The organism is Streptomyces anatolicus (assembly GCF_019400875.1).
GTDB lineage: Bacteria > Actinomycetota > Actinomycetes > Streptomycetales > Streptomycetaceae > Streptomyces > Streptomyces anatolicus.
This window is the reverse complement of the sequence record NZ_WMBF01000162.1, coordinates 1-13,495: the sequence shown is the minus strand read 5'-3', so window position 1 is coordinate 13,495 and position 13,495 is coordinate 1. Positions and strand designations below refer to the sequence as shown.

General features: G+C 70.1%; 17 protein-coding genes and 1 pseudogene. 9 read left to right on the top strand and 9 right to left on the bottom strand.

Annotation, left to right across the window (positions count from 1 at the left end):
* Positions 1 to 464: pseudogene (locus tag GKQ77_RS16565) on the top strand (condensation domain-containing protein); the annotation flags it as partial.
* Between the two features lie 25 nt (positions 465 to 489).
* On the opposite strand, the gene GKQ77_RS16560 reads toward GKQ77_RS16565, so the two are convergent.
* Positions 490 to 1,062, bottom strand: coding sequence for a GNAT family N-acetyltransferase (locus GKQ77_RS16560; protein ID WP_219689543.1), 573 nt, complete (start codon positions 1,060 to 1,062; stop codon positions 490 to 492).
* A 147-nt stretch (positions 1,063 to 1,209) separates the two neighbouring features.
* Here GKQ77_RS16560 and GKQ77_RS16555 point away from each other — a divergent pair, with 147 nt between their 5' ends.
* The 3 genes from GKQ77_RS16555 (at position 1,210) to GKQ77_RS16545 (ending at position 3,687) form a co-directional block, all read left to right on the top strand.
* On the top strand, positions 1,210 to 2,649 hold the full coding sequence (locus GKQ77_RS16555) for a DEAD/DEAH box helicase (RefSeq protein ID WP_219689542.1): 1,440 nt from the start codon (positions 1,210 to 1,212) through the stop codon (positions 2,647 to 2,649).
* Between the two features lie 125 nt (positions 2,650 to 2,774).
* The gene (locus tag GKQ77_RS16550) at positions 2,775 to 2,948 is read left to right on the top strand and encodes a CsbD family protein (protein WP_219689547.1); all 174 of its coding nucleotides are present in this window, start codon (positions 2,775 to 2,777) and stop codon (positions 2,946 to 2,948) included.
* Between the two features lie 172 nt (positions 2,949 to 3,120).
* Positions 3,121 to 3,687, top strand: a complete 567-nt coding sequence (locus GKQ77_RS16545; protein WP_219689541.1) for a tellurite resistance TerB family protein — start codon at positions 3,121 to 3,123, stop codon at positions 3,685 to 3,687.
* Between the two features lie 129 nt (positions 3,688 to 3,816).
* On the opposite strand, the gene GKQ77_RS16540 is transcribed toward GKQ77_RS16545, so the two are convergent.
* Positions 3,817 to 4,167, bottom strand: coding sequence for a winged helix-turn-helix transcriptional regulator (locus GKQ77_RS16540; RefSeq protein WP_219689540.1), 351 nt, complete (start codon positions 4,165 to 4,167; stop codon positions 3,817 to 3,819).
* 100 nt (positions 4,168 to 4,267) lie between these two features.
* Here GKQ77_RS16540 and GKQ77_RS16535 point away from each other — a divergent pair, with 100 nt between their 5' ends.
* Positions 4,268 to 4,921, top strand: a complete 654-nt coding sequence (locus GKQ77_RS16535) for an NADPH-dependent F420 reductase (RefSeq protein ID WP_219689546.1) — start codon at positions 4,268 to 4,270, stop codon at positions 4,919 to 4,921.
* Between the two features lie 67 nt (positions 4,922 to 4,988).
* Here GKQ77_RS16535 and GKQ77_RS16530 read toward each other — a convergent pair whose 3' ends face one another.
* Positions 4,989 to 5,927, bottom strand: a complete 939-nt coding sequence (locus GKQ77_RS16530) for a trypsin-like serine peptidase (RefSeq protein ID WP_258021427.1) — start codon at positions 5,925 to 5,927, stop codon at positions 4,989 to 4,991.
* Between the two features lie 231 nt (positions 5,928 to 6,158).
* Here GKQ77_RS16530 and GKQ77_RS16525 point away from each other — a divergent pair, with 231 nt between their 5' ends.
* Together GKQ77_RS16525 and GKQ77_RS16520 are read left to right on the top strand one after the other, a co-directional pair.
* A complete protein-coding gene (locus GKQ77_RS16525) occupies positions 6,159 to 6,560 on the top strand; it encodes a hypothetical protein (RefSeq protein WP_219689539.1) in 402 nt (133 codons plus the stop codon).
* A 126-nt stretch (positions 6,561 to 6,686) separates the two neighbouring features.
* Complete coding sequence (locus tag GKQ77_RS16520; RefSeq protein ID WP_219689538.1) at positions 6,687 to 7,580, top strand: NAD(P)-dependent oxidoreductase; 894 nt, start codon at positions 6,687 to 6,689, stop codon at positions 7,578 to 7,580.
* A 394-nt stretch (positions 7,581 to 7,974) separates the two neighbouring features.
* On the opposite strand, the gene GKQ77_RS16515 is transcribed toward GKQ77_RS16520, so the two are convergent.
* The 3 genes from GKQ77_RS16515 to GKQ77_RS16505 all read right to left on the bottom strand — a co-directional run bounded on the left by GKQ77_RS16515 (position 7,975) and on the right by GKQ77_RS16505 (position 9,383).
* A complete protein-coding gene (locus GKQ77_RS16515) occupies positions 7,975 to 8,172 on the bottom strand; it encodes an antitoxin (RefSeq protein ID WP_219689537.1) in 198 nt (65 codons plus the stop codon).
* 30 nt (positions 8,173 to 8,202) lie between these two features.
* On the bottom strand, positions 8,203 to 8,472 hold the full coding sequence (locus GKQ77_RS16510) for a hypothetical protein (protein ID WP_219689536.1): 270 nt from the start codon (positions 8,470 to 8,472) through the stop codon (positions 8,203 to 8,205).
* Between the two features lie 98 nt (positions 8,473 to 8,570).
* Complete coding sequence (locus GKQ77_RS16505; protein ID WP_219689535.1) at positions 8,571 to 9,383, bottom strand: DUF2382 domain-containing protein; 813 nt, start codon at positions 9,381 to 9,383, stop codon at positions 8,571 to 8,573.
* A 127-nt stretch (positions 9,384 to 9,510) separates the two neighbouring features.
* Between GKQ77_RS16505 and GKQ77_RS16500 the strand changes: the two genes are divergently transcribed.
* Together GKQ77_RS16500 and GKQ77_RS16495 are read left to right on the top strand one after the other, a co-directional pair.
* Positions 9,511 to 10,551: a YihY/virulence factor BrkB family protein gene (locus GKQ77_RS16500; protein ID WP_219689534.1), complete on the top strand. Its 1,041-nt coding sequence runs from the start codon at positions 9,511 to 9,513 to the stop codon at positions 10,549 to 10,551.
* Between the two features lie 87 nt (positions 10,552 to 10,638).
* The gene (locus tag GKQ77_RS16495; protein ID WP_219689533.1) at positions 10,639 to 11,616 is read left to right on the top strand and encodes a magnesium and cobalt transport protein CorA; all 978 of its coding nucleotides are present in this window, start codon (positions 10,639 to 10,641) and stop codon (positions 11,614 to 11,616) included.
* Between the two features lie 52 nt (positions 11,617 to 11,668).
* On the opposite strand, the gene GKQ77_RS16490 is transcribed toward GKQ77_RS16495, so the two are convergent.
* The 3 genes from GKQ77_RS16490 to GKQ77_RS16480 all read right to left on the bottom strand — a co-directional run bounded on the left by GKQ77_RS16490 (position 11,669) and on the right by GKQ77_RS16480 (position 13,407).
* A complete protein-coding gene (locus tag GKQ77_RS16490; RefSeq protein ID WP_258021426.1) occupies positions 11,669 to 12,163 on the bottom strand; it encodes a hypothetical protein in 495 nt (164 codons plus the stop codon).
* A gap of 144 nt (positions 12,164 to 12,307) precedes the next feature.
* Positions 12,308 to 12,982, bottom strand: coding sequence for a DUF3618 domain-containing protein (locus tag GKQ77_RS16485; RefSeq protein WP_219689532.1), 675 nt, complete (start codon positions 12,980 to 12,982; stop codon positions 12,308 to 12,310).
* Complete coding sequence (locus tag GKQ77_RS16480) at positions 12,958 to 13,407, bottom strand: phage holin family protein (protein WP_219689531.1); 450 nt, start codon at positions 13,405 to 13,407, stop codon at positions 12,958 to 12,960. Before GKQ77_RS16480 ends, GKQ77_RS16485 begins: the two co-directional genes overlap by 25 nt.
* Positions 13,408 to 13,495 lie beyond the last annotated feature (88 nt).

Sequence of the window (13,495 nt, the reverse complement as noted above, 5' to 3'; positions counted from 1 at the left end):
GGGCGGGGCTGCTCGTGACGGCGGTCAGCGGTGCCTCGGCGGTCCTTGACGTCGACCGGCTGAAGCCGGGCACCACGGTGGTCGACGACTCTTTCCCCCACTGCTTCGACACCGGGCGGGCCCTCGCCCGGATGCGGGAGCGGCGGGACGTGCTGACGCTCGGCGGCGGGCTGCTGCACGTGGGGGACGCGCGTCGGGAGGTGGCCGCAGGGCTGCCCGACGCGGCGGCGGCCGGTTACCTCGCCCAGCCCTGGATCGACGGGACCCTCGCGTCCTGCCGTACGGAGTCCCTGCTGCACGCGTCGGTGCCGGGGCTGCCGCTGGTGCACGGTCTGGTGGAGCCGGGCGTGGCCGACGCCTATGCGCGGGCCGTGGCGGAGGCCGGGGTGACGGCGGCTCCGCCGCACCTGCTCGGGCACGTGGTGGACGCGGAACTGGCGGCGGGCCTGCCGGACGCACGGTGAGCGGTGCAGAAATGCGAAGGCGAAGTCAGCGCAGGTCGAGACGCATCACGATGCGGGGGTGGCCTGCCAGCACCGAGGTGGTGTCGGCGGCGTACGCGAACCCGGCGCGCTCGAAGTTCTTCCGGATACCGGCGTACGCCATCGTCAGATCGACCTTGGCGTCGCCGTTGTCGAGGGGGTACGCCTCGATCGCCGGGGCGTCATGCGCGCGGGCGAACTCGACCGCCCCGGCGATCAGGGCGTGCGAGATGCCCCTCTTCCGGTGGCCGGGCCGGACGCGGACGCACCACAGCGACCAGACGGGCAGGTCGTCGACGTGCGGGATGACGCGGCTGCGCGCGAAGGCGGTGTCCGACCGCGGCGCCACCGCCGCCCAGCCGACCGGCTCGTCGCCGTCGTAGGCGAGCACCCCGGGAGGGGGGCCTTTGCGGCACAGTTCGGCGACGTACTCACCGCGGGCGGGGCCGCGCAGTTCGTTGTTGAGCTTGGACGGGATGCGGTAGCTCAGACACCAGCAGACGTTGGCCCCGGGCGTCTTCGGGCCGAGCACGGCGCGGACGTCCTCGAAGAGCGAAGCGGGGCGAACTTCGATGGTCATGGCTCCACGATGGCACGTCAGTGCGGTCGCCCGCCGTCTGTGCTCCCCCGCAGGTCTGTCACTCTGTGTTACCATGGGTTCTTTGTGCGCTCATCCTGCCGGGCCTTCCTCGGTACGTTCGTACGTTCCCTCTGCGGAAGGCTCTTCATGAAGCACCCCGACAGCCCCGAAAACCCCGGCGTCCACAGCGCTCCCACCGCTCCCGGCACCTCCGGCACCTCCGGCGGCGAGCCCGCCCCTGCCGTGCCCGCGATCGCCTCCTTCGCCGAGCTCGAGCTGCCCGGCGAGGTGCTGCGCACGCTCACCGCGCAGGCCGTGCACAAGCCCTTCCCGATCCAGGCGGCGACGCTGCCCAGCGCCCTCGCGGGCCGTGACGTCCTCGGGCGTGGACGCACCGGGTCCGGCAAGACGCTCGCCTTCGGTCTTGCGCTGCTCGCGCGGACGGCCGGGCGGCGTGCCGAGCCGAAGCGTCCGCTCGCCCTGATCCTCGTACCCACCCGGGAACTGGCCCAGCAGGTCACCGAGGCGCTCACGCCGTACGCCGAGGCACTGCGGCTGCGGATGGCCGCGGTCGTCGGCGGCATGTCGGTCGGCCGGCAGATCGCCGCGCTGCGCGACGGGGCCGAGGTCGTCGTCGCCACGCCGGGGCGGCTGCACGACCTCATCGAGCGCAAGGCCTGCCATCTGGGCCGGGTACGGATCACGGTCCTCGACGAGGCCGACCAGATGTGCGACATGGGTTTCCTGCCGCAGGTCACGGAGGCGCTCGACCAGGTGCACGCCGACGGTCAGCGGATGCTGTTCTCGGCCACGCTGGACCGCGATGTCGACCATTTGGTCGAGCGCTACCTGCACGACCCCGTCGTCCACTCCGTCGACCCCGCCGCGGGCGCGGTCGCGACGATGGACCACCACGTGCTGGTCGTCCACGGCCCCGACCGGTACGCCGTGGCCACGGAGATCGCCGCCCGTGACGGACGCGTCCTGCTGTTCCTGGACACCAAGCACTCCGTCGACCTGCTCACCCGGCATCTGCGGGCCAGCGGGGTGCAGGCCGCGGCCCTGCACAGCGGCAAGTCCCAGCCGCAGCGCACGCGGACCCTCGCGCAGTTCAAGAACGGCCAGATCACCGTCCTGGTGGCGACCAATGTCGCGGCCCGGGGCCTGCACGTCGACGACCTCGACCTCGTCGTCAACGTCGACCCGCCCACCGACCCCAAGGACTATGTGCACCGCGCGGGCCGTACCGCCCGTGCCGGTGAGTCCGGGAGCGTGGTCACGCTCGTCCTGTCGGGCCAGCGCCGCGAGGTGAGCCGGCTGATGGCCGAGGCGGGCATCGAGGCGACGGTCACCAAGGTGCGCTCGGGCGAGGCGGCGCTGAGCCGGATCACCGGCGCCAAGGCGCCCTCGGGCACGCCGCTCGACGGCGGACCCTCGTCACGGCCCAAGAACACGAACGCTCCCTTCCGAGGCCTTGGCACCAGCAAGGACGCGTCTCGCGGTACGGGCGGAAAGTCCCGCAAGGCCGGCGAGGCCCGCAAGCTCGCCGAGGCCCGCAAGGCGGCCATGGTGCGGCGCGGCCGCTGAGACCGTCCCGGGCGTTTGGGGCCGGGCCCTCGCGGAACGCATCCGGAATTTCTACGTTTGCGCCCGCTCTGAGTGGCCAGACGTACATGCAGCACATGATCCCGACACTGAAGGGTGTGAGCAGCATGGCCGCCGATGAGAAGGCCAAGGCGAAGACCGAGCAGGCCACCGGCAAGGTGGAGGAAGCGGCCGGTCGCGCCGTGGGCAACGAACGCCTCACCGCCAAGGGACGTGCCGACCAGGTCAAGGGCGACGCCCGCCAGGCCAAGGAGAAGGTCAAGGACGCCGGTAAGCACTGACACTGACCGGACCCCGGCATCACGCGCGTGGGGGCGCCCCTGGACGGGGGCGCCCCCACGCGCGTCCCGGACCGTCTCCATGGGTCATGGAACTTCGCCGGGCGGGAAGACGTTGGCACAGGGACGCGCGGATCACGCGCGGACAATCGAACGGGTAGCCGAGGTGGCACGGATGGCGATGTGGGACCGGATCAAGGACCAGGCCAAGGGTCTTCAGCAGCAGTCGCAGGGGGCCCGTGGCTCCGGCGGTCATGGCCCCGGCTCGGGGTCGGGGTCCCGCTCGGGCTCGGGTTCGAGCTCCAAGGCGCAGCTCGTGGGCGTGCTCAAGTCCCAGCTCACCTCTCTCAAGACGGAGCTGAAGAGCGGTGCCTACCGGGACGCGAGCATGGCCATGTGCGCCCTGGTCGCGGCGGCCGACGGCTCGGTCGACCCGGCCGAGCGGCAGCATGTGGAGTCGCTGATCCTTCAGAACGACGTCCTGCAGAACTTCCCGCCCGACCAGCTGCGCCAGCGGTTCAACAAGCACGTGGACCAGTTGTCGTTCAACTTCCAGCAGGGCAAGACCGAGGCGATGCAGGAGATCGCCAAGGCGGCGAAGAAGCCGGCGGAGGCGAAGGCGGTCGTACAGACGGGCTTCGTCGTCGCGGGCGCCGACGGCTATATCGCCCCGGCCGAGGAGCAGGTCCTGCGCGAGGCGTGCGCGGCGCTCGGCGTCTCGCCGCAGGAGTTCGGCCTCTGACGGCTTGAAAGCTCCGCACAGCCGTGGGCCCGCACCTTGAGGTGCGGGCCCACCGCGTTGTGGCCGGCCACCTCGCAGCCCCGGAGGCCGCTCGCCCCGATCCCCCCGGGGCGGTGAGCACCCTCCGGTTCAATCAGAGCTTGCCTCCTGGGCGGCCATTACCTCGTCACCGTGCTCGTAGGCCCATGCCCCGAAGGCGTCGATGGGACCGAGCAACGTACGTCCCAGAGCGGTGAGCCTGTACTCCACCCGGGGCGGCGCGCCGGGGTGGGTGTCCCGGGCCACCAGGCCGTTGAACCGCAGGCGGCGCAGCGTCTCGTTGAGGACTTTGGCGCTGATGCCCCCGATTCGCTCCCGTAGTTCGACCGGGCGGCTGGGGCCGTCGCGCAGCGCCCACAGCACCACGGCGTTCCACGTATTGGAGAGCAGGTCGAAGGCGAGGCGGGCGCGGCAGTCGGCGAGGAAGTCATCGGTGGTCACTTACCAAATGGTGCCCGAGGGGTCGCCTAGCGTCGTTCCTGACGATCAAAGCGAGCGACGAACAAAGCGAGCGGGGAGAGGCGACGCGGTGAGGGAAACGATGAGGATCGGTGTGCTGGGCACGGGCAACATGGCGGACGCGCTCGCCACCCACTGGGTGCGGGCCGGTCATGAAGTGGCCATCGGGGGCCGGGACATGGCCAAGGCGGAGCGGCTGGCGGTGCGCGTCGGGGGCGGTACGAAGGCGGCCACCCTGCGTGCGGCGGCCGAGTTCGGCGAGGTGGTGCTGGCCGCGCTGCCCTTCGACGTGGGCGCGGGTGTCGTGCGGGAACTGCGAGCGGACCTTGCAGGCAAGGTGCTGCTCGACTGTTCCAATCCGGTAGGCCCTGGCTTCCGGCTGCTCACGGAGGAGGGCCCTTCGGCCGCGCGGCGGTTGGCCGACGCGGCGCCGGGAGCCCATGTGGTCAAGGCGTTCAATGTCTGCCACGAGGGGGTCTGGCGCATGCGGCCACCCGTGTTCGACGGGCGGCCGCTGGCCGTGCCGGTCTGCGGCGACGACCAGGAAGCCCTGGCGCGCGTACACCAGTTGGTGAGGGACGTGGGCTGTGAGCCCGTGGCGGGTGGCGGTCTGGACCGGGCGGGGCTCCTGGAGGCGACGGCCGCGCTGTTCATCGCGCTGTGGGTCGGGGAGGGCGCGGACGCCCAGGCGATAGCGCCTCCGCTGGCCTATGTGACGGGGCCTGCGGAGGGGTGACGAGGGAGTGAAGGGGGGCGTGACGCGGCGCAGGTCTTCGCTCGCGAAAGGCCCGTCGGTGCCGTGCTCAGCCGCGCTGCGCCCGCTCGTACACCTTCTTGGCCGTCGCGCCCAGCACTTCTCCGTACATCTTGGTCGGCGTCAGGGAGTCCAGCGAGCTGTTGACCGATACGAGGACTCCCTTGCCCGTGGTGGCGTTGAAGTCGGCCAGCCACGGGCCGCCGCTGGAGCCGCCGTTCATGTCGCAGGGGATGACCTGCGTGCCGTGCTCCTTCTTCGCCGTACCGACGCAGCGCAGCAGTTCCTCGCCGAGCTGTGGGCGGGTGGCGGGGTAGCCGAAGGAGGAGACGGTGCCGCCGACGGGCCGGTTGAAGGCGAGGGGCTGGCCGCCCACGACGTCCGTGAGCTTCTTGCCGCGCTTGTCGGCGTCCACGGTCAGCGTGGACATGTCGTTGGTGGAGTCCGTCTCCCAGCTGCGCGGAGTCGCGGCCGAGCGGACGGCGAAGGTGCCGTACGGCGTCCTGCCCTTGCTGTAGGCGGGGGCGAAGACCATCGAGAAGTTGGTGTTGACGGGAGAGGAGCCCCGGCGCACGCAGTGGGCGGCGGTCATGACGGCGGAACGGTTGGCGCTTTTCACGGCGGTGGCCGTGCACCAGGTGTCGGCGCCGCTCGCGTTGACGAAGAAGAGCCGCCCCACGGTCTTCAGGGTGGTGCCGCGCCACGGCTTGGCCTTCGGCCCGGTCGGGCCGAGGTCCACGGACTTGCCGACGGCTTTCATCCGGGCGGGCGTCCAGTAGGCGAGGGCGTCCTTGCGTTCCTGGGCGGTGAACTTGAGGACGGAGACCGGGTCGGCGGAGGCGGCGGGGGCAGTGGGGGCCTCGGCGGTTACGGCCGTCGCCTGGACCGGGGCGGCGAGGGCGAGGGCGAGGGCCGCCGCGGCCACGGCCAGACCCGTACCCCTGCCACGAACTCGCCAGGCCAGGTGCGTGGATGTCGTCTCGGGCATGGCGGGATACTCCTCGGCTCGTACGGTCGGCGGACGGTGGTCACCGGTCCGCAAGCCAAGAGGGGAGAAGCCCGCTGCTCGGTTGGCGCTGTCGACGTTCTGTGACACGAAGGGCCTACGCGGCGGCAGCCCCCGCCCCCCTCTTAAGCCGTGGCTTAAGAGGTAGGCCGCAGGTGGCCGCTCGGCCCAGGATGTGAGGCCGTAACCGACCCATCCCATCCTGGAGCCCGCATGAAGACTCATCTCGCCGCCGCCCTCGGGTCCGTCGTGCTGACGGCGGGCACCTTGCTGGGTGCCCCCGCGGCCGGCGCGCAGACCGCCCCCTATCCGACCACCGGTTTCGACATCACACTCGGCGCCAGTTCCCTCCGAGGCACGCTGACTTGGTACAACCGGTCGGTCGGCGCCGAGGGAACGCTCCGGGCCGTCGGCTGCTACGGGGCGTCGTTCAGCGCGTACGGCGCCTCCGGTAGGGAACTCAGCGCCTGGAACACCGGCACCAAGTGCGACGGGACGTATCCATTCAATGTCGGGCTCCCCGCGGATGCGCCCGGTGGGGCCGCGTACGTCAAGGTCTGTCTCGACGATGTGAGGGCGAATTCCGGCACGTGCGGACGGTTCTACCGCCCCTGATTCATCCGGGCGCTTGCCGCTCTGACTGACAGAAAGGTAAGTACCCACAAAATTGTCGGTACTTGAGGATACGTGTGTGCGGAGATCAGCATGGAGGCGTACGCAAGACGCCGAAATGGAGCACACATGAGCGGCAACGACCGCACCCCTGTCACCGTCATCGGGCTCGGCTCGATGGGAGCGGCACTCGCCCAGGCGTTCGTCCGCGCCGGGCACCCGACGACCGTATGGAACCGCAGCGCGGAGAAGGCCGCGCCCCTCGTCGCCCAGGGCGCCGTCCACCACGAGGACATCGCGGACGCGGTCGCCGCCAGCCCGCTGGTCATCGCCTGCCTGACCACCTATGACGCCACACTGGCCGCTCTGGCCCCGGCCGCCGCCGCGCTCACCGGACGCACTCTGGTCACCCTCAACTCCGGTACCCCGCGCGGGGCGCGCCAGATGGACGACCGGGCGGCCGGATACGGGGCACGATTCCTCGACGGCGCCGTGAAGAACGTCCCCGCGGCTGTTGGGCTGCCGGACACGCTGCTCTACTACAGCGGCGACCGGGCCACGTACGACGAGCACGAGACGACGTTGCGCGTGCTGGGCGGCGACACCGTGCACCTAGGGGAGGAGCCGGACCTCGCGGCCCTCTACGAGTCGGCCGTGGGCGCCACCCTGCTGCCCACGCTCATCGGGTTCTTCCACGGCGCCGCGCTTCTGTCCTCGCGTGGACTGAAGGCCGGCAGCATGGTTCCGTACTCCGTCAAATGGCTGGAGATGATCATCGCCCTGCTGCCGGGCATCGCGGAGGAGATCGACAGCGGCGACTACAGCAGGCCCTTGTCCTCTGTCGGCAATTTCTACGAGGGGATCGCCTACGACAAGGAACTGGGCGAGGAGGCGAACCTCGATGTCGCCTGGACCGAGCCGATGCACGATCTACTGCGACGGGCTGTCGCCGAGGGCCACCGCGAGGAAAGTTTCTCGGTGCTCTATGAACTGCTCAGGAAGCCCGCGCAGTCGCGCGTGTGACAGCGGCGGGGCCTGATGTCACGGGTGCGCGAGAGTCAGCGTGGTCATATCGGCGGGATTCTTCGTCGGCGGACTCACTCCCTTGCTGTCGGACCGCGTGGACCGGCGCATTGGCTATCTCGTCGTCGGCGCGCTCATGGACGGGTTGGGGCGGCAGTCGCGTACGCGGCCCTGCGGTGTTCTTCGCCGGCCAGAACGACACCATCGTGCCGCCCTCGGCGGTCCGCAGGACGTACGCCCAGGCCACCCGGGTCCCGGCGATCTACGCCGAACAACGCGGCGCCGCGGCGCTGACTTCTCAGGTACCGATGTCCTTTGCGCCGCCCGCACGCAAGGTGACGCAGCACGGCGAGTCCACAGCGCCCGCGCTGTGGACTCGCCGTGCTGGTGTCGCTCAGTGGTCGGCGGCCGTGCCGCCCCCTCCGTAGGAACGGCGGGCCGCGTCTGCCGCCTTGTCGGTCTGGGCGTCGTACTTGTCACCGGTCCGCTTGTCGATCGCGCGTTCCACGTTCTCGACACCCTTGTCGGCCTGATCCGGGTGGCCCTTGGCCAGTTCCTTGGCCTTGTTCGCCATATCGCCGAGCTTGCCCATGAGATACCTCCTGCGTGGTGCTGTCCGGGTTCAGTTGCCGGTGGCGGTGACCCCGAACATGAGGGTGCGGCGGGCCACGTCGTAATGGACCGTCTTGGTGTTCTCCAGCAGGTCCTGAAGGACATCGGCGTCGTCGGCCTCCACGGTCAGGACCTCTTCCCAGGCGCCCTCGTCCAGGACGAGCTGGAGGGTGAAGGTGCCGCGGGTGCCGGGTTCACCGGCGACCCAGCTGAACTGGTAGTGGCTGAGCTGGCGGACCTTGATGCTGTCGTCGGTGAGCGGCTGCTTGACCCGGGGCATGCGTTCTCCTTGTTCAGCGGATGGTGCGGTACGCGGCTCGGACCCAGAGGGTGTCCGAGCGATCGGTTCCTTCTCCGTCATACGACAGGAACCGGTGGTCAGCGACCGGTGTCACGGTCGGAGGTGTCGGCTTCGATGCGCTCCTTGCGGACCTGGCCGCGGACCGTCTCCTCCTCGACGCGCTCCTCGGTGTTCAGGCGCACCCGCTCCACCGGCACGGCCTCGGTCTCGACGACGGGGCGCTCGGCGTGCAGCGTGACCTCGTGTTCGGCCTCGGAGATCTCGGCGCCGGACAGGGCCTGATCGGCGTTTGCCTCGGTGATCGGCTCGCGTTCGACGCGGACCTCCTCGTGCCGTACGGGGATGGTCTGCTGGACCTCTTCGGTCACCACGTACTTGCGCAGGCGGGCCCGGCCGGTTTCGCGGCGCTCGGTGCCGACGTGCATCTGCTCCTCGGAGCGCGTCATCGCCTCGTCACCGGAGTGCCGCGCGTCACCGGAGTGCCGCGTGTCTTCCCCGGAGTGCCGCCTGGAGGTGTCGCTGCGGGCCCAGCCGCCTTCACCGGGCCGGTTGGCCTGCTGCCAGGCCTCGTCCCAGGCGATGCCGTAGTGCTCGTAGAGGCGGTGTTCCTCGTCCTCGGACAGGTGTCCGCCGGAATCGACGTCGACGTTGGGCGCGTCCTTGACCTTGTCCTTGGCGTAGGGGACCTCGAGGTGGTCCTCGACGATGGCGGCGTCCTGGATCGGCACGAACGACTCGCTGGTGCCGAAGAGGCCGGTCTTGACGCTGACCCACGCCGGGCGGCCGGTGACGTCGTCGAGGAAGACGTGCTTGGCGTCGCCGATCTTGCTGCCCTCGGCGTCGTGGACCGGGTGGTCCAGCACGGCCGGGATCTGCTCTCGGGTGATCATCGTGAACCTCCTGCTTCCTCGGTGTTGGGCTCCCCCTCCGGCTCACCGACATTCGCAGGACGAAACATCGCAAGTACATGCAAATGGAATCTGTTTCTCTCCCGCCTGGTCCGGTTACCCATCTGGCATGGCACGGACCCCGGAACCCCATCAGAGTCGAAACGAACCCGGCGACGACCACGGCACCGAGAGCATCGGTCCGGACCCGGAAGTGGAACGCAACGCACCCGATGAGCCGACCGCCATGCCCAAGAGGTCGTGGTGGGTACTGCTCAAGCGCACAGCGAAGGAGTTCCAGGACGACGAACTCGCCGACCGGGCCGCGGGCCTGACCTACTACGGTGTCCTCTCCCTCTTCCCGGCCTTGCTGGTGCTGGTGTCGCTGCTCGGCATCGCGGGCAAGTCCGCCACGCAGCAGGTCATGGACAACCTGCAAAAGCTCGCCCCCGGCCCGGCCCGGGACATAATCTCCAACGCCGTCGAGCAATTGCAGGGCAAGGGCGGCACCGGCTCGCTCATGGCGATCGTCGGTCTGGTGCTGGCGGTCTGGTCGGCCTCCGGCTACATCGCGGCGTTCATCCGCGCCTCCAACGCCGTCTACGACATGCCCGAAGGCCGCCCCGCCTGGAAGGTGCTGCCCCTGCGCCTGGCGCTGACGGTCGTCCTGATGGTGCTGGCGGTGATCAGCGCGCTGATCGTGGTGTTCACCGGCCCCCTCGCCCAGCGGGCGGGCTCCGCACTGGGGATCGGGGACGGCGCCATGACGGTGTGGTCGATCGCCAAGTGGCCGGTCCTTGTCCTGCTCGTCATCATCATGATCGCGATCTTGTACTGGGCCGCGCCCAACGCCCGTGGCCGCGGTTTCAAATGGGTGACCCCCGGCAGCTTCCTCGCCCTGCTGCTCTGGATGATCGCCTCCGCCGGCTTCGCGCTCTACGTGGCGAACTTCGCCTCGTACAACAAGACCTACGGCACCCTGGCCGGCGTCATCATCTTCCTGGTCTGGCTGTGGATCACCAACCTCGCGGTGCTGCTCGGCCTGGAGTTCGACGCGGAGATGGCCCGGCAGCGGGCCATAGAGGGCGGTCATCCCGAGGACGAGGAGCCGTACGTCGAACCGCGCGACACCGCTAAGTGGACCGAGGAGGACCGCCGGCGCATGGAGTGAGCCGGTGGCAGCGCCGAGAGAGCTGCGCTGATGCCCTTTCAGCAGATGAGCGGGCATGAATCGCGGCGCGGTGCGCAGGTGTAAGGCATGGAGTGTGTGATCTATCGAAGCGACAGCGTCCCGCAGGCACCGCACGTGGCGGAGAGCAGTGAGAGCGCGTTGAAGAGGCTGCGGGACGCGCCGGAAGGTTCGTTCGGGTGGATCCGTCTGGCCGATCCTTCCGCCCAGGAGGTGGAGGCGCTCGCCGACGAGCTGGGCCTGCACCCCTTGGCCGTCGAAGACGCCGTCCAAGCGCACCAGCGGCCCAAACGCGAGCGCTACGACGAGGTGCTCTCCGTCTCGCTGAAGACACTGCGGTACGTGGAGGAGACCTCGCAGATCGAGTCGGGCGACGCCATGATCTTCCTCGGCCCGCGCTTCGTCCTCACTGTCTGCCACGGACAGGCGGACCCCGCGACGGAAGCCGCCGAACGGCTCGCTCGCGACCCGGCCCTACTGGCGCTCGGCCCGCTGGCGGTGCTGCACGCCGTGCTGGACGTGACCGTCGACACCTACACCGTGATCGCCGCGGCAGTACGCGATGACCTCACCGACCTGGAGCGCCGGGTGTTCTCGCCGGGCCGCGGGGAGGTGATCGAAGAGGTGTACTCCCTCAAGCGGGAGGTGCTGGAGTTCCGTGACGCCGTACAGCCCTTGGTGCCGGTGGTGCAGGAGTTCGCCGGACCGCGCTCCGGCTGGCCCGAGGAGGCCCTGCCGTACTTCCGGGACGTCGCCGATCACGTACACCGCACGGACACCGAGGTCCGGTCTCTGGACGAGCTGCTGAACTCCGTCCTCGACGCCCACTTGGCTCAGGTGGGCGCCCGGCAGAACGACGACATGCGCACCATCTCCGCCTGGGCCGCCATCTTCGCCCTGCCCACCCTCATCGCCGGCGTCTACGGCATGAACTTCGCCCACATGCCCGAACTGCAGTGGACCTACGGCTACCCCGCCGCCATCGCCTTGATGGTCGGCGCGTGCACAGCGCTCCACCGCGTATTCCGCCGCAACGGGTGGCTATGACCGCGGCACCCTGAGCGGGCACTGGGCGCGGTCGGGCCTCGGCCCGGGCCGCTCATCCCCTGGCGGAGGCGGTGGTGGCGGGCCGGAGATGGGGGCAGGTCCCCGCGGCGGATGCCCTGGGGACACGCATCCGCCGCAGCAGGTCACGGTTGAGGCGCCGGTCGAGTGTGGTGCGCCAGGTGACGCCGGGGTAGCGGGAGCGCAGATGCGAGAGCGCCCTGGTGCCCAGCCCGCTGTCGCGGAAGGGCTCGTCGAGGACGACGTCGGTGATTACTCCCTCGGCGCACTGGGCGCATGCGCGATAGGTCACTCGTCCGACCACTTTGCGGACGTGGACCAGGAGCAGACAGTCCTTTCCCTCGCCTTCCGGTGAGAGGGAGGGCAGCAGCTCGATGGCCCGATAGGCCAGGAACCGTCGGTGCCACTTGCCCCACCGCCGTTCAGAGGAGCGCCGGTGCCGTCCCCCGGCCCGCCGTGCCGGGGCGGCGGCTCGTCGCCCAGTCGACTGGCGGTGCGTGGCGGTCATGGCAAGCGTCTGGTTTCCCATGGACCCACGGGTGCCCGATACCAGGGACCATATGTGTACGCGGCGTCATGAAGCGCCGCATCAGGCGCGGTCGCGGCGCCGCGCGCGAAGCGTGAGGACCGGCCTACCCCGAACCGAGGAGCGGGCCGGTCCTCGTCGCATCCCTCAAGTATTGGGCTGCCGGCGCACCTCGCGGGCGGTGTCCTGGCCCATTTCGCGTAGCCCCTGCGCCGTGTCCTGGCCGGCACTCTGGGCCTGCTCCTTCGTGATCTGGGCCCCTTCCTGTGCCGTGGACTTGACCGCCTCCGCCGCTTCGGCGGCCGGCTGACGCAGCTCTTCCTTGACCTCCTGGGCCGCCTGGACGGCTTGTTGCTTCACCGGTTCGAGCAGGTCGTCGGAGTGTTCGCGCAGCTGCTGGCCCGCTCGTTCCTCCGCCTTGGTGGTCGGCAGGAGCGCGGCGGTCAGCATGCCGGCGCCGAAGGCGATGAGACCGGCCGCGAGCGGGCTGCCCTGCGTCTGCTGCCTCACCTGGGAGGGCGCCCGCTGGACGGCGTCGCTGAGCTGTCCGGTGGTGTCCTTGGCGGTGTCGGCAAGGCTGCCTGCCGCCTGGCCGGCCGAGTCCGCGAAACCGTGCGCGGTGTCCGCGACGTTCCCCGCGGTGTCGCCTGCTGTGCCCATGACGCGCTCCTTGATGCCGGTCAGCCGGCCCCGGGCCGCGCCGACCTTGCGCTGGGCCACCTTGCGGGGGGTCACCTTGTCCGCCAGGAGGTCGACGTTGTGGGCGAGATGAGCGCGCCGGTACTCCACGTCGGTCCTCAGCTCGTCGGGTGTCGTGCCCATTGGGCGTCCTCCTTCAGGGTTTCCACTGTCTGTTCGGGCTTGAGGTTCACGGTGCGCAGGCGTTTGCGGCCGGTCTTGTAAAGCACCGCCGCGACCACCGCCCACACGGCGGTGACGATCAGGGCCGCCCAGGCGATGTCCACGACATGAGAGAGGGCGAAGATGACGGTCAAGCTGCCGAGGAGCAGCGCGAGGTGACCGGCGTAACCGGCCCCGCCGAGCATGCCGACGGCCTTGCCCGCCTTCGTCGACTCCTGTTTGATCTCCGCCTTGGCCAGTTCGATCTCATCGCGGACCAGCTGCGACAGATCCGTGCTGATCTCGCTGAGGAGATCACCGATCGACGGATCGTCCGGCTTGGCGGCCCTCGGGGCCGCCGGACGCTCGGCGTCCGTTCCGACGGGTTCGGGAAACTGTGTGGCCACCGCTCAGCCCCCTTGGCTCGGCGGCGGCTGCGGGCCCGAGTAGGGCGGCGGGGCCGACGGTGGTGCGGGGGGCGGCGTCGGAGCGGGC

Bases quoted from the DNA above. Each gene is read 5' to 3' on its own strand.
- GKQ77_RS16510 (WP_219689536.1), bottom strand. From the start codon at position 8,472: ATGCCCCGGGTCAAGCAGCCGCTCACCGACGACAGCATCAAGGTCCGC.
- GKQ77_RS16525 (WP_219689539.1), top strand. From the start codon at position 6,159: ATGAAGACTCATCTCGCCGCCGCCCTCGGGTCCGTCGTGCTGACGGCG.
- GKQ77_RS16490 (WP_258021426.1), bottom strand. From the start codon at position 12,163: ATGGGAAACCAGACGCTTGCCATGACCGCCACGCACCGCCAGTCGACT.
- GKQ77_RS16555 (WP_219689542.1), top strand. From the start codon at position 1,210: ATGAAGCACCCCGACAGCCCCGAAAACCCCGGCGTCCACAGCGCTCCC.
- GKQ77_RS16550 (WP_219689547.1), top strand. From the start codon at position 2,775: ATGGCCGCCGATGAGAAGGCCAAGGCGAAGACCGAGCAGGCCACCGGC.
- GKQ77_RS16485 (WP_219689532.1), bottom strand. From the start codon at position 12,982: ATGGGCACGACACCCGACGAGCTGAGGACCGACGTGGAGTACCGGCGC.
- GKQ77_RS16560 (WP_219689543.1), bottom strand. From the start codon at position 1,062: ATGACCATCGAAGTTCGCCCCGCTTCGCTCTTCGAGGACGTCCGCGCC.
- GKQ77_RS16520 (WP_219689538.1), top strand. From the start codon at position 6,687: ATGAGCGGCAACGACCGCACCCCTGTCACCGTCATCGGGCTCGGCTCG.
- GKQ77_RS16515 (WP_219689537.1), bottom strand. From the start codon at position 8,172: ATGGGCAAGCTCGGCGATATGGCGAACAAGGCCAAGGAACTGGCCAAG.
- GKQ77_RS16530 (WP_258021427.1), bottom strand. From the start codon at position 5,927: ATGCCCGAGACGACATCCACGCACCTGGCCTGGCGAGTTCGTGGCAGG.
- GKQ77_RS16500 (WP_219689534.1), top strand. From the start codon at position 9,511: ATGGCACGGACCCCGGAACCCCATCAGAGTCGAAACGAACCCGGCGAC.
- GKQ77_RS16495 (WP_219689533.1), top strand. From the start codon at position 10,639: ATGGAGTGTGTGATCTATCGAAGCGACAGCGTCCCGCAGGCACCGCAC.
- GKQ77_RS16505 (WP_219689535.1), bottom strand. From the start codon at position 9,383: ATGATCACCCGAGAGCAGATCCCGGCCGTGCTGGACCACCCGGTCCAC.
- GKQ77_RS16545 (WP_219689541.1), top strand. From the start codon at position 3,121: ATGGCGATGTGGGACCGGATCAAGGACCAGGCCAAGGGTCTTCAGCAG.
- GKQ77_RS16535 (WP_219689546.1), top strand. From the start codon at position 4,268: ATGAGGATCGGTGTGCTGGGCACGGGCAACATGGCGGACGCGCTCGCC.